This window comes from Bacillus weihaiensis (genome assembly GCF_001889165.1).
In the GTDB taxonomy this organism is placed as follows: Bacteria; Bacillota; Bacilli; order Bacillales; family Bacillaceae; genus Metabacillus; species Metabacillus weihaiensis.
Window position 1 is genome coordinate 3296608 of record NZ_CP016020.1, and the last position, 13014, is coordinate 3309621.

Consider the following 13014-nt stretch of genomic DNA (forward strand, 5'->3'; position numbering starts at 1 on the left):
AAATAGGGAAAGGACATGGAAATTGAAGCTTCCCCAAAGGAAAGGACTTCAATTCCACTAAAACCTCCTATCATATTTCCGAGCTCTTCGTATCCTGTTCATAACATGTCCTGAAAATCTTTCCTTCCAATACAAGAAAAAAACTTTGCCTTTTTTTAGTTGATAACGAGTAGTAGCTATTCCTTCTAAAAGCTCATACGCTTCCTTTAAACGGTTCGTATTAATAAGTCTCTCAGCATAGTCCAGTTCTAGTTTCACTAGATATTCCTTAAGATCACTTGTTTCCCGTACTTTTTTATGATCTATCGCTTTTTTTATTGTGTCTATAATTGGATAGGGCTGATAGGTGTGCAGGACCGTACACATACTGTTTGGCAGACCACGATAGTATGTAGCCTGATTGGTATGACTATAGGCGATGTGACGATACATACTTATACGAAACCACATATCTTGATCCTCTCCATGCGGGTGACCAATAGCAAAAAGCCCGACATGAGCAAATGTTTTTTTGGGAATAACAACGGCAGAAGAGATAATGGGAAGATCTCTAAGTACACTTTTACTATAATGAGTGATGAAGCCCTCCCATGGGGATGGAGGTATATAGTCAAAACTAGGCACAAGTTTTCGTTGATTTTTTAAAATGATTTGATAGGAGGTTGCATAAGCCCCTGCCTCTGGGTATTTTTCAATTAACCGAAAAATTGTCTCAAGAAATGTTGGATTCCATGTATCATCTGCATCTAAAAAAGCAATATAATCAGCTTTTGCTTCTGTAATTCCTTTATTCCTAGCCGCTGAAGCTCCTGCATTCTGTTGCTGAATGATGCGTATTCTCGAATCTTTTATCTCAGCTGCTTTCTGGTAGCTTTGATCCGTCGACCCATCATCGACAATCACGATTTCGAACCTCTGATTAGTCTGTGACAAAACCGATTCCACTGCTCTTTTTACATAATTTTCCTTATTATATAACGGGATAACTACTGAGATATCGCACATAACGCACCCTCCCAATTCTTCATTGCTAATTTTTGGGCAGTAGCTAAAGGCATAATTGGAGGTTCATAGTTATTGTGCAATATATTAATAATGGAAGAATACAACTGCTCCTCTTCGAAATCCGTTGAATCCATTGTAAAATCAGGATGTGACCGAATCTGTTCCGCCCACCCCATACATTTAGGATGGTATGACAAAATAATAGTTGGAGTTTCCGTCATATAACCGAAAACACAGCTATGAAGTCTCATACCAATCATCCCTTTGCAGGTTGAGATTAACCTAAGAACGGTAGCTGGATTATGAGAATATGGAATTCTAGACATTGGAATCTTTCCTTTAAGCCTGCTCATCATTTCTTTGTGGATATCAACATCTCCAAAAACTGGATGACCATTAAAGTCTATAAAAATGAGTTCTTCCACATCTTCAACTGTTAGACGGTTTAAAACACGTGAAATTTTCTCCAACCTTATTTCTTCAATATCCTTATTCAAGCCTACGTACCTTTCATAGTGACATAATGAAATCGCCAGCCCTCTCCTTTTGACAGGCTTAGTACCCAGGAATTCATCGACTTGTGATAAGGGAAAAAGTGGTGCTAAATCAAACGTTTTCTCAACATGTACATCAGGTACCAGACTTTTCACAAGCTCAAAGCTTTCTTCATCCCGAACACCAATATAAGATAATTTCTTTATAAAAGTTTTACATGCTTGTTCTGCTCCACTATCTCTAAATGGTCCAAATGAAACACCTAATGCTACAGCACCTCTCCCCCTACTTAAGTCAATTAAATCTGAATCTCTTGTTAATTTATCCGTGGAATGAAAAACAGAGCCCCCACCAAAAACAATCAGATTGGAGGTTAGTGCGTGGTAATACAATCTCATTAAATTCTCACTCTTCATTTTTTCCTGTTTCACATACAGGGGTGTTACTTGTAGCTCCCTTTCAAACTCTGGAATATGATAGGCGGTAGCTAGTGTTTTACTTGATTGAAGAAATTGACTGCAACCAAAGGAGGATGATGCTAATAGAGCATCATCTCCTGTATTGTACTCACCGTAGTAGCCAGATAATAGAATCTTCCTCATCGCATTTCTCCTGTTTTTTACATTAATCTACGTAAAAAACTATACTAGTGTTCTAGTTTTGGATGAAATTAATAAATTTGTCTTGTTCCAATCTCTTTATGATGTCATATGTTGATACTACGCCATGTCTTCTAGTTTAAATTAAGGAGGGAGAAGATTTGTTGTTTACAAAGTTAAAGCTTTTATTTATTACAAAAGATTGGTCTAGTGGAATTGAACGGAATAATTACTATCTCTCCCAATCGTTGAGTAACCTTACTACATTAACAATTTGGGAAGAATCAGGAGATATACAAGACATCCTTACGACACTTCATTTCAAACCTGATTTTATTTTATTAAACGATTTACGACCAACAAGATGTCCCGAAATAACAGGATTAAAAGAATGTAATATTCCTGTTGGCATGATTATGCATGATCTCCACTACAAAACAAGCTACCGTAAGCAATTTATTGAAGAAAATAACATACGATACCTCTTTACACATTATCGGGATAAGTTTTTAGAATGGTTCCCAGAATATGAGGATCGAATGATTTGGTTTCCTCATTTTGTTCATATAGATGTTTTCAAAGATTATCAAGAAGAGAAAACAATAGACTTTCTATTAATGGGTTCAACGTATCCACCTATTTATCCACTTCGTGCAGCTATATTAGATGAACTAGGAAACCTTCCTAATTTCACCTATCATGAACACCCTGGCTATGACAAAGAGACATATGACGAAGAAAATTTTTTTGTAGGCAGCAGATATGCAAGAGAAATTAACAAAGCAAAAATCTTTTTCACCTGTGATTCGATTTATCAATATCCTGTTATGAAATATTATGAGGTACTTGCCAGTCGGACACTTCTATTAGCTTCCCATTCGCAGGAATTAGAGGACTTAGGCTTCATTCCTGGTATTCATTATGTAGAGATTGATTTAGATACCTACTATGAAAAAGCGCTATATTATCTACAAAACTATGAAAGTATCGGAAAAGAAATAGCTGACAATGGTTATCACATGATTCGTAAACATCATTCAGTAGACGTAAGAGCCAAATCTTTAGTCAAGACCATTCGTTCAATCATTAAAGAACGAAAGAAAGAGAGTGAATGATAAGTGAACTTATTATATATCGGTTATTTAGGTTTCAATAATGTCGGAGATGAGGTCTGCTACGAAGCTTTTGTTCAATCTATTACTAGATGGTCAAGCTCCGTTGAAAAAGTTATTGCTTATGACATAAAAGAAAATAAAGGAATAAAAGAAATGCTAAAAGAGGAAACCATTGATGCTGTCATCTTAGGCGGAGGTTCGCTTTTTCAAGGAAATATCTTCTTAACACTTGCGGAAGAAGCGATTGAATTAAGTCTACCATTATATAGCTATGGCACTGGAATTGATTATCTAACGGAGGATACGTTAACTAAATTTATGGATGGTGACGTTTTTGAACCCTCCACGTATTTTGATAATCGTCAAATCCCTACAGCTCGAATTAAAAGAGTAGTAGAGTATGTAAGCTATTGTGGAATTAGAGGGCCGTTAACCTTCCAATTTTTAAAAGGTTTAACATCTGATCTATCGTCTATAGAGATCATCGGAGATTCTGGCTTTATTTATCATCCTGAATCAGATTCCTATATCTTAGACCACTATTTACCACAGAATCAAAACCCAATGGTGGCTGTTAACTGGGGCACAACATTTAATAAGCTTTTTGGCTACAATGAAGCCTCAGTAAAAGATCAATTAATTGAAAGCTGTCGATACTTACTATCTAAAGGCTATCATATTGTTGTTTATCCTATGTGGGACCAAGATATAGATTCTTGTAGAGAGCTTTCTAAACAGATTGAGAATAACGAATTGGTGACCTTCATTCCTGAAACCTGTACAGCCACTCAAATTTATACGTTTTTAACTGCCTGTCATTTTTCCATTAATCTAAAACTACACGCAACTATTTTATCTGCATCAGCAGCTACTCCATTTATTCAATTGGCTTATCGCTCAAAAGGATTTGATTTCGCCCATTCAATTAATCAAGGAGAAAACACACTCTTCACACATTCGACAAGTATACTTAAAACAGTTCAAGAAAAAGAAGAAGAAATAACCAATCACTATGATTCTTATACAAAGAAGCTACATGAGGAGAAGGAAAAATACACACGAAAGCATAAATGGTTTATTGAAAAATACTTTGGTTAACTAGTAAGGCACTTTAAAACATGATTGTTGATTTCCTTTACAGGTATTTGCTTTACAAGGGTGATCCAGGAGACTCCTTTTTATCCACTTCTCCCACAGGAGTCTCCTACCTTCCACTCCAATTAACAAAGTAGAAAATAAAAACCCGAATAATTAGGGAGAGATTCATTACCTATCTCCTGACAGTTCGGGTTTACCATATTATAATACATATGTTCCAGCACTGTAGCTGCAGCCAATCCTATTCTCCCTTTAATTATCTGAATGATCTGAGCCTTCCTGATGAATGTTCATTCTGTTATGCCTTTGCACTTCCCCTAAATGATCTGCTTGCTTATCCTCATTAGGTTTAGTCATACCAGATCTCTTTTCAAAATAAACCGCAATACCACCAATTATAATGAGAGGTATAAAAAAATATAACCAAATCATAGCAACACTCCTTAGGTCATATTATGGTTATTTACATCACATCATACATTTAATTTTTTTAACAATTAATATACTGGAAGATTTAAGCGTATATCCATTACGTTATAAACGTTTAACATAGATTGGTTGAGGTTAAAAAAACATAAGTAAACACCACACAAAATTATGAGACTTGAGGAATACTCCCTATAACGATTATAGGCACATTTTCTGAGTTTGATAACGCACATTGTTAAGCTGAAAATATTACTTGAGATTAGCGTTTGTTCTCTCCACGTGGAATGTTCCAGGAATCTACATTCTGTAGGTCTGTGTTTCTTTATAATAAGCATGTAAGAGGTTAATTCATTTAGTAGTTTATAAATTATTAAGTTACTTAAAATGAAATTAGCTTCTCTCTATAGCAAGAGCAGCTACATATCGTAATGGGAATATAGCCAATTAATTGCTTCCTCCAGGTTTTCAGCGACATATTCAATATTAATCTCTTCTAATTTGTCATAATGTTCATTTAGTGTAGAAATACCCGCACCAGTTTTCACAAGAATTTTAATACAGTTTGCTTTAGAAGCAGCTACCATATCACTCCATCTATCACCAATAACGACACATTTTTCTAAATGTAACTGGTGCTTTTCAGCTCCCTCGATAAGCATTCCAATTTCAGGCTTCCTACATGGACAACCTTCACTCTGATCATGCGGACAAATATAAATATCATCAAATCCAAATGTAATAAGTTCATCAATAAAATCCTGTATTGTTGCTTTCCCTTCAGATATATCTGGTTGATTTGTAAACGACAGGATTTTAATCCTATCATTTTTTAATTTCCATATCAGTTCTTGAGCATGTGTAAACAAATGAAAATCCCCAGGATAATGTATGGAGTCACTGCCCCCTATTGTTCCGTCACGGTCTAGAAATACTGCTTGTATATGCTTACTCATTATCATGTACTCCTCAATCACTTTTTGCGGATTAAAAAGGAGATCTAACGTCCCCTTCTTAATCAGTCACCCCAATCTCGTTACCTTTTTCAATTAGGTATTTCACTAAATAATACTGCTGACTATCCAAAGTAGGATGCTCTTCTACAATGCCGACTACATCATATCCATGCTTCTGATAAAATTTCGGCGCTTGAAAACGAAAGGTATCTAGTTGAATAAGCCTGCATTTATTCTCTTTAGCAAATGCTTCAATTTTATATAACAACTCTTTTCCATAGCCCTTCCCCCTAAATGATTCATCTACCCAGAGGAAATCGATATGTAAGCTGTACCAAAACATAGTCCCTGTTATTCCTCCCAAAATCCTCCCGTCTTCATCCTTAAGAATATAACTAATGTTTTTGACTGGATGCTTAACAACATCAGGAAGGTTAGAAAGATTATGTTCAATGACCTTCTTCCGTATGAAATCACTATCTTCTTTATCCCATTGTTCAATGATCTTCATGTTTACTTATCCTTTCTCTCTTATGCTCTTTCGTCATTCATCAAGGACCGAAAAAAACGACTCCACCGATCATATAAAGAAAAGGAAATAGGAACAACAATGCATTCATAATAATCGCAAGAAGTGCTAGAACACTCTTTTTCATTCGATAGGACAGAATAGAAAGAAGAAGACCAATCGAGCAAAATATTAATGGGAAAAAGATTGGCAGCCCTTGTAACGTTTCTATCGGAAAAATAGTAAACAAAAAATTAATGATAAAGAGAAATGGAAGGAAGAATAAAAAATAAGCTAGAAATACTAAAATTTTGTTCATCTTGACACCCTCCTTGGGTTAATCTCTACTAAATAATACCATATGAACAAAAATAACGATACAATTATTACCAATTCCCCACATGTATCAGAGGAATAGAAATGCTCCTTCATTTTTGGAATATAGTTTATACTTTCTATAATTAGACAAAAGAGGCTGGAACAAAACAAAGAGCCAGGCACCCTCCGATACAATCTATTGTGTGCACTAGATAAATCAGTGCGTACATATAGTCGTTACGATAAGGTGCCAGGCACTTCTGTCCCAGCCTCTTCTAAAAAAAATTTTATCATGTCAGCAACTATGGTTTAAATTAGCTTGCAGATTGGTCTTCTTTCATTCCACTATCTACAAGGTTTTCTTCAAGCTTACTTTTCTTTTCACGTGCTTGTTGAATACGATCAATATAAACCTGGCCTTCTTTTTCAATAAATTCCTCGTCAATTTGCTTTTCTTCACGAGAGGTTCTAAAAGCCATATATCCACTACCTAAAATACCGATTATACAGACATATATCCACCATGGTAAGAGTAACACCGTAGCTTCCCCCTTTTAGCTTGTACATGTGATCAAGCTCTTTTGTTTTACTATATGAGAGGAAAACTAGATATAGAACGTAAAATCTTATTTATGGAACGTGGGTTTATAGAAGGAACGATTATCTAAGGCAAACACTCTTTCCGTATACTCACCTGGCTTCACACGCTCAAGTGCACGATCCAACATATTCATCTTCGCATCTAAGTTATCAATATAATGAAGAATTTCCGCTTCCTTGATCATCGGTGGTTTTGGACTTCCCCACTCTGCTTTCCCATGATGAGATAAGACTAAATGTTGTAAAATCACTACCTCTTCCCCTTCTATTTGAAGATGCTCAGCAGCCTTTGCAATCTCATTCACCATAATGGAAATATGACCTAGTAAATTTCCTTCTACTGTATAGGTAGTACTGATTGGACCTGATAATTCAACCACTTTACCTAAGTCATGTAAAATAACACCCGCATAAAGCAGATCTGTGTCTAAGCTTGGATAAAGAGTTGAGATGCTCTTTGCCAAATCAAGCATGGACACGACATGATAGGCAAGGCCTGAAACAAATTCATGATGATTCTTAGTTGCTGCTGGGTACTCAATAAATGCTTCACCATGTTTTTTAAGTAAATGTCTTGTTAATCGCTGAATGTTAGAGTTTTTCATTTCAAATATGTATTGAGTAATTTTTTCGTTCATTACATCTTTTGATAGAGGAGCCGTTTCCAATAAGTCAGAGATCTCAATTTTGTCATCATCATTCTTAGGTCGAATTTTTCTAATTTTTAATTGATTTCGTCCACGGTAATGATGAATATCTCCTAATACTCTTACAATGCTTTGAGGTGAATATGTTACCTCATCCTCCTGTGACGCATCCCAAAGCTTCGCCTCAATTTCACCAGATGTATCTTGTAAAATGAGTGTTAGAAACGCCTTTCCGTTACTTGCAATTCCTTTTGTAGAGGATTTAATCAGTAAATGAACATCTACTTGCTCCCCAGTATCATAATGTAGAATTCCTTTAGCCATTGTTGAACTCCTCTCATGTCATTTAGATCATTAAGCCCTACAAGCGGGGCTTTCTTTAAATATAGGCTCTGTTGAACTTAGTTTCCGGATCGTTACAGGCATTTGCTTTCCGCGCGCGGTCCGGGAGCGCCTTTGGGATCTCCCATGGACACGCTTCTTCCACAGAAGTCTCAAACACCCACTCCAGCCAACAAAGAACAAAAATTATAGTAAACAGTAACACAGCCTAAATGGAAAGTAATATAAAAAATTGTAGATAATTTAATGGATAGCTCCAGCTACCAATAGAGTCAAAAGGAACTACCATTTAAATACAACTGAGTCCTTCTCGTCCTATTTTAGGGCGCCTTACGCTTTTCTTAGTAAGTATAGCATATTTAGGATAGCTCTTGTTTTATGATCAAACTGAGATTTTTCTATTCTATATTAACGTGTCAAAGTGAGTGTCCCACTTTGATGATGAAATTCTGTAAGGTGCTGATGACAAGTAAAAAAGATGACTTGATTATCCTGTTTCAATTCTTCTAATAAAAGAAAGGTATTTTTAGATCTTTTATGATCAAAATGTACAAAGCTATCATCCATAATAATTGGCAAAGAAAGCTGCTTGTTCATATTTTTCACCATTGCTAGCCGAATTGATAGATAAAGCTGTTCTGCTGTGGCTTGGCTCAATTCTTCAGCATAAAAGGTCTGCCCGTCCTCTCTCTCTACAAGGAAAGAATCACTTTGACTAGGTAAAATCACACGATGATAGGTATCCGAAGTTAAAGACCGAAAATAGTGACTAATTCGATCTAGAGCCTCAGGTAGCTTTTGGTTCCGGTGACGTTCAATCGTTTGATGTAAAAGCTCCTTCGCTAAAGACTTCACAACCCATTGCGTGGCATGATCTCGTACAGTTTCTTTCTCTGTTTCAAAATCATGTCTCAGTGTAGAATAAGTACCGCTTTTTTCGATTTCGAGAATTTGGACACTCGTTTTTGAATAGTGATGCTGTAGCTCTTCCTCTTCTTCTTCAAGAGCTCTTATTTGCCCCTCTATTTCTTCAATTTCTTTATTGAGTTCATCTGAGCTTACAAGAGTTACTTTTTCTAGGTCTATGTTTTTATCGAGCACAAGCTGTTTTTCAATCCATTTTTGTTGCTTTAATAGCTCTTGACGTTCCTGCTGCACCTTCCATAGTTTACGATATTCCTCGTCAGATGTAGCCTGGCTACTCTCTAACAATTCCTGTTTTTGTTGCTTGATAAACTGATTTTCATTTAAATATATTTCAATCGATTCTTCTACTTCTTCTCGTCTATCTTGTATCGTGATCTTTTTTTCTTTGTTTTTTAACGACCATTCATACCTTTCAACTAAATCATAAACAGCTTTTTCGATTGGTAAAGCTCTCATCTGGAGCTTCTCTGTTACCTCTCCAACACGGCTTTCATAGTGATTCACTTCTTCTAAAGTAGCTTTAACATCAGCTAGATACTGTTGCTTCTTGATTATTAGCTGCTGAAGAGATTGTATCTGGTCAAAAGCTTCTAGCAAAATGCCTGGATTCGTATCTTGCCCGATTGGAAACTCGCTTAGAAGCTTCACATACCTTTCTGAACTATGAAATTTTTCATCCTCCCACTCCTCATATTGCTTTAAAATACGATCGTAGGATTTCTCTAATTGTGCAAACACTAATTTTTCATGGTCTAGAGAACGTCTTAAAAAATCATCTCTTTCTAGCAATCGATTTAAATCTTCATAAGAAGGAAAAGAAACAGTAGCTACTTGTTCTTCTACCTCACGGATCTCGTTATCAACCTTTGCTGCCTGTTCGAGGAGATGGGTCAAAAATGGATCATGTTTTTGCTTTTTCCTACTTCCTAAATAAAAAAGAACGGCAACGCATCCGGCGAGACTTATTCCGGCTAGCAACCAATTTTCTCCGAATAGGGAACTTGCAAATAAAACGAAGAGAATTCCAGAAAAGATAAGAAATAATGTCGTTTGCTGTTTCATTTGTTTCTTACGATCCTCTTTATATGTCTCAATTTGAGAGGAGATTCTTTGCTTCTCACTTTTAAGGTCGTGAATGCTTCCCCTATCCTTACTTTTCATTTGCTCGTCTAGCTTCTGTCTTTCTTTCTCAGGTAAAAGCTGATTCGTGATGTCTCTCATTTTTTCTTCACAAGCCTCAAGCTCGTTTTTTGTTTGTTCAAATTGTTCATCAATCATTTGTTTACGATGTTTAAATTGCTGGTCTGTTATAACAGCCTGTTTTATTTCCTCTTTTACAGGTAATGTTGCGTGGATAGAAAGGATCTCGTCTTCCGTTAGAGAAGGGAACAATTGCTGCTTATGTAGATTCATTTCAAGGTTTAGCTGATCAATTGTTTGGTTTAATTGACTAACTCGTTTTTTCTTTTCCTCATAAAGTGGTAGCTGATCTCGAAGCTGTTTAATCTCACTCTCTGCATCAAGCACCTTTTCTTCCACATCAAGTTGATTCTCTTCTAATAGAAGACTTTCTCTCTTTTTTTGTAAAGTATGTAGCTCCGCCTCCTTCTGTTGAAGAGTTACTATGAATTGCTCTAATCTTGTAAGTCCATTCTCTGGAAAATCCCCTGTTGGTGGAAGTGCTGCTACTTGATTTAAACACCATTCCCGATCAGTAAGTAATGGTAAAACAGAGCGCACTTTCTCCAATTCACGGAGCCTGACTTCTCGACTCATTCTTTTGCTTTTCCTATCAGCTATCTCTTTCTCTAATTTTTCTTTTTTTGATAATAATTGTGTATAGTCATGGTTTTGTTTCTTTGCCTCTAATAGCTTCTTGCTGCTCCCCTTTAGTTTCTCTAATCCCTCATTAAGTAAAGGTCTTTTACCACTTGGTTTAAAGAGAGCATCCTGCTCTTTACTAAGTTTGTCTTCAATTGCAAACAAGGAATCTGCTCCATAAATGCTTGATAGAAAAAGATATTTCCCAAGCTGACTTCCACTTATCTTCTGGACCTGCTGGAGACCATGGACGTCAAACGAGAAGATTGATCTATACGTTTCTTTATCAATTCCGCTTACTAATTCTTGTAAGAAATCTTCTCCCCTATCGGATCCATCCTCTCCTTTTATCGTGACGGTCCCTCCGTTTTTTCCAGGGAGGCGTTCCACTTTGAGTGCTTCTCCATTTTTTTCTATTAAGAGGTAGCCTCCGTATGCTCCTCCTTGTTTAGGCTCATACCGTTTTTCTGCCTGTTGTTTCGTTGGAAATCCAAATAGAATACTATGGATAAAGGACATCAGTGTTGATTTTCCTGCTTCATTTTCTCCATAGACGATTTGGAGCTGGTCATCGGTAATAACGATATGAGTTTTCTCAAACCTTCCATATCCATAGATCATGAGCTCCTTAATTTTCATTCTATTCCACCTCACTTTCCTTCCTTACTATGAATCATTAATTCCATTTGAAGTAGCTTTTCTGCTTGTTCTATTAACGCTTTCTGATCTTCCTTTGTATATTCTTCCATATATTTTCTATACATTGGGTGCTTCGCTAATGGTTCTAAAACATGTTGGAAAATAGGGATTTCCTCAGCTGTTTTATGTATATCTTTTAAAAACGCATCTATAGTAGGGTTTTGTGTAAAAGGTAGTACCACTTCATTTTTTATCTTGGCAACCCATACAAACGCTTCTTCAGAGATTTCTTGTTCATTAAGTGCATCCATTAAATCTTCTACAACCTCTCTCGACTGCAAGCTTGTTGCAAGAGATGAGACGCCTGTGATCGTGATGGTTAAACAGACGGGGGTATCATATCTTCGGATGTCTCTGATGCGGCTTTCACACCTTTTTAACACATCCTGCATTGTATCTCTCTCATGTAAAACAACCTCTGTACTTTCCCATAAAATATCCTGAGTCGGAATAAAGATTGTTTTTGTATCATCGCGCGTAAGTTCTACGTGATAAAACCCCTTTTCTCCCTCCTCCTTACGATGTCTCCCTTGTATATTCCCAGAATACACAATGAGAGGATACTGATCATGTAGAAATTGCCGCTTGTGAATATGTCCGAGTGCCCAATAATCAAATTGCTTACTTAGAAGCTCCTGTATGGTAAAAGGACAATAAACATCATGATCATGATTCCCTTCAATAGACCCATGAAGCATCCCAATATGATAAACAGATTTATTGTCCTCTTTAACAAATTGTCTAGTGATATTTTCAACAACCGATCTAGTTGGATAGCTTTTTCCATAAATGAATGCAGTTGCTTCCTCGTTCCGGTAAAAGATTTTTCTTTCGACATCTTTGTCAGAAAAGATATGAACATTGCTTGGCCATACAAGATCTAGCCAGTTCCCACTGGTATGATCATGATTTCCATGAATAATAAACACATCTATTCCTGCTTCAAATAATCGTTCAAACTCTCGCTTTAGCTTTAATTGAGCTTTTAAGCTTCTATCTTCATCATCATATAAGTCTCCTGATATCAACACAAAATCTACCTTTTTCGTGATAGCATATGTACTTAATCTCGTAAAAGCACGAAATGTACTATCCTTCATTCTGTCGAACATATGATGAGGCATATGCTTGAGCCCCTTAAAAGGGCTATCTAAATGCAGATCAGCTGCATGAATAAATGTTAGTTTTTGCATACTCATTCCACCTTAATTCGATCGCTAGGTTTATTTTATCTACTACTCTCATTCTACCATCACTCAAATACGAATGCACGTTCTACCCGCCTAGATGGCGAATACAAATTCAAAACCTATCATTCGCCTATTGCCGAATGTAAAAGACCTATTCGTCTCGATGACGAATAATAAAAAACCTTATCGCCCTACTGACGAAGCCAAAACAAAAAGGAAACAACCTTCGATTCTTCCCTTTTCATTTCGGTTAAATGAAAACCTTAAT

Annotated in this window: 12 protein-coding genes; 2 read left to right on the forward strand and 10 right to left on the reverse strand. The window is 36.4% G+C overall.

What is annotated here, in order from left to right:
• Positions 1-57: 57 nt before the first annotated feature.
• Both A9C19_RS15935 and A9C19_RS15940 read right to left on the reverse strand, forming a co-directional pair.
• Positions 58-1005: a glycosyltransferase family 2 protein gene (locus tag A9C19_RS15935; RefSeq protein ID WP_072580860.1), complete on the reverse strand. Its 948-nt coding sequence runs from the start codon at positions 1003-1005 to the stop codon at positions 58-60.
• On the reverse strand, positions 987-2102 hold the full coding sequence (locus tag A9C19_RS15940) for a polysaccharide pyruvyl transferase family protein (protein ID WP_072580861.1): 1116 nt from the start codon (positions 2100-2102) through the stop codon (positions 987-989). The genes A9C19_RS15935 and A9C19_RS15940 overlap by 19 nt, the downstream gene beginning before the upstream one ends.
• Before the next feature lie 161 nt (positions 2103-2263).
• On the opposite strand from A9C19_RS15940, the gene A9C19_RS15945 reads away from it, so the two are divergent.
• Complete coding sequence (locus tag A9C19_RS15945) at positions 2264-3214, forward strand: glycosyltransferase family protein (RefSeq protein ID WP_233499191.1); 951 nt, start codon at positions 2264-2266, stop codon at positions 3212-3214.
• Between the two features lie 3 nt (positions 3215-3217).
• Complete coding sequence (locus tag A9C19_RS15950; protein ID WP_072580863.1) at positions 3218-4312, forward strand: polysaccharide pyruvyl transferase family protein; 1095 nt, start codon at positions 3218-3220, stop codon at positions 4310-4312.
• Between the two features lie 252 nt (positions 4313-4564).
• Here A9C19_RS15950 and A9C19_RS15955 read toward each other — a convergent pair whose 3' ends face one another.
• The 8 genes from A9C19_RS15955 to A9C19_RS15990 all read right to left on the reverse strand — a co-directional run bounded on the left by A9C19_RS15955 (position 4565) and on the right by A9C19_RS15990 (position 12749).
• Entirely contained in the window at positions 4565-4744 is a 180-nt protein-coding gene (locus A9C19_RS15955) for a hypothetical protein (protein ID WP_072580864.1), read from the reverse strand.
• A gap of 413 nt (positions 4745-5157) precedes the next feature.
• The gene (locus tag A9C19_RS15960; RefSeq protein WP_072580865.1) at positions 5158-5694 is read right to left on the reverse strand and encodes an HAD-IIIA family hydrolase; all 537 of its coding nucleotides are present in this window, start codon (positions 5692-5694) and stop codon (positions 5158-5160) included.
• 58 nt (positions 5695-5752) lie between these two features.
• Positions 5753-6205, reverse strand: a complete 453-nt coding sequence (locus A9C19_RS15965; RefSeq protein WP_072580866.1) for a GNAT family N-acetyltransferase — start codon at positions 6203-6205, stop codon at positions 5753-5755.
• Between the two features lie 40 nt (positions 6206-6245).
• The gene (locus A9C19_RS15970; RefSeq protein ID WP_072580867.1) at positions 6246-6521 is read right to left on the reverse strand and encodes a hypothetical protein; all 276 of its coding nucleotides are present in this window, start codon (positions 6519-6521) and stop codon (positions 6246-6248) included.
• A 313-nt stretch (positions 6522-6834) separates the two neighbouring features.
• Positions 6835-7059, reverse strand: coding sequence for a sporulation YhaL family protein (locus A9C19_RS15975; RefSeq protein WP_072580868.1), 225 nt, complete (start codon positions 7057-7059; stop codon positions 6835-6837).
• 87 nt (positions 7060-7146) lie between these two features.
• On the reverse strand, positions 7147-8091 hold the full coding sequence (gene yhaM, locus A9C19_RS15980; RefSeq protein ID WP_072580869.1) for a 3'-5' exoribonuclease YhaM: 945 nt from the start codon (positions 8089-8091) through the stop codon (positions 7147-7149).
• Between the two features lie 426 nt (positions 8092-8517).
• The gene (locus A9C19_RS15985; protein WP_072580870.1) at positions 8518-11496 is read right to left on the reverse strand and encodes an ATP-binding protein; all 2979 of its coding nucleotides are present in this window, start codon (positions 11494-11496) and stop codon (positions 8518-8520) included.
• An 11-nt stretch (positions 11497-11507) separates the two neighbouring features.
• Positions 11508-12749 carry a metallophosphoesterase family protein gene (locus tag A9C19_RS15990; RefSeq protein WP_072580871.1) on the reverse strand — a complete coding sequence of 414 codons (1242 nt, stop codon included), beginning with the start codon at positions 12747-12749 and terminating at the stop codon, positions 11508-11510.
• Positions 12750-13014 lie beyond the last annotated feature (265 nt).

Coding starts and splice junctions, on each gene's coding strand:
- A9C19_RS15970 (WP_072580867.1), bottom strand. CDS start 6,521: ATGAACAAAATTTTAGTATTTCTAGCTTATTTTTTATTCTTCCTTCCA.
- A9C19_RS15960 (WP_072580865.1), bottom strand. CDS start 5,694: ATGAGTAAGCATATACAAGCAGTATTTCTAGACCGTGACGGAACAATA.
- A9C19_RS15940 (WP_072580861.1), bottom strand. CDS start 2,102: ATGAGGAAGATTCTATTATCTGGCTACTACGGTGAGTACAATACAGGA.
- A9C19_RS15955 (WP_072580864.1), bottom strand. CDS start 4,744: ATGATTTGGTTATATTTTTTTATACCTCTCATTATAATTGGTGGTATT.
- A9C19_RS15985 (WP_072580870.1), bottom strand. CDS start 11,496: ATGAAAATTAAGGAGCTCATGATCTATGGATATGGAAGGTTTGAGAAA.
- yhaM (WP_072580869.1), bottom strand. CDS start 8,091: ATGGCTAAAGGAATTCTACATTATGATACTGGGGAGCAAGTAGATGTT.
- A9C19_RS15965 (WP_072580866.1), bottom strand. CDS start 6,205: ATGAAGATCATTGAACAATGGGATAAAGAAGATAGTGATTTCATACGG.
- A9C19_RS15990 (WP_072580871.1), bottom strand. CDS start 12,749: ATGCAAAAACTAACATTTATTCATGCAGCTGATCTGCATTTAGATAGC.
- A9C19_RS15935 (WP_072580860.1), bottom strand. CDS start 1,005: ATGTGCGATATCTCAGTAGTTATCCCGTTATATAATAAGGAAAATTAT.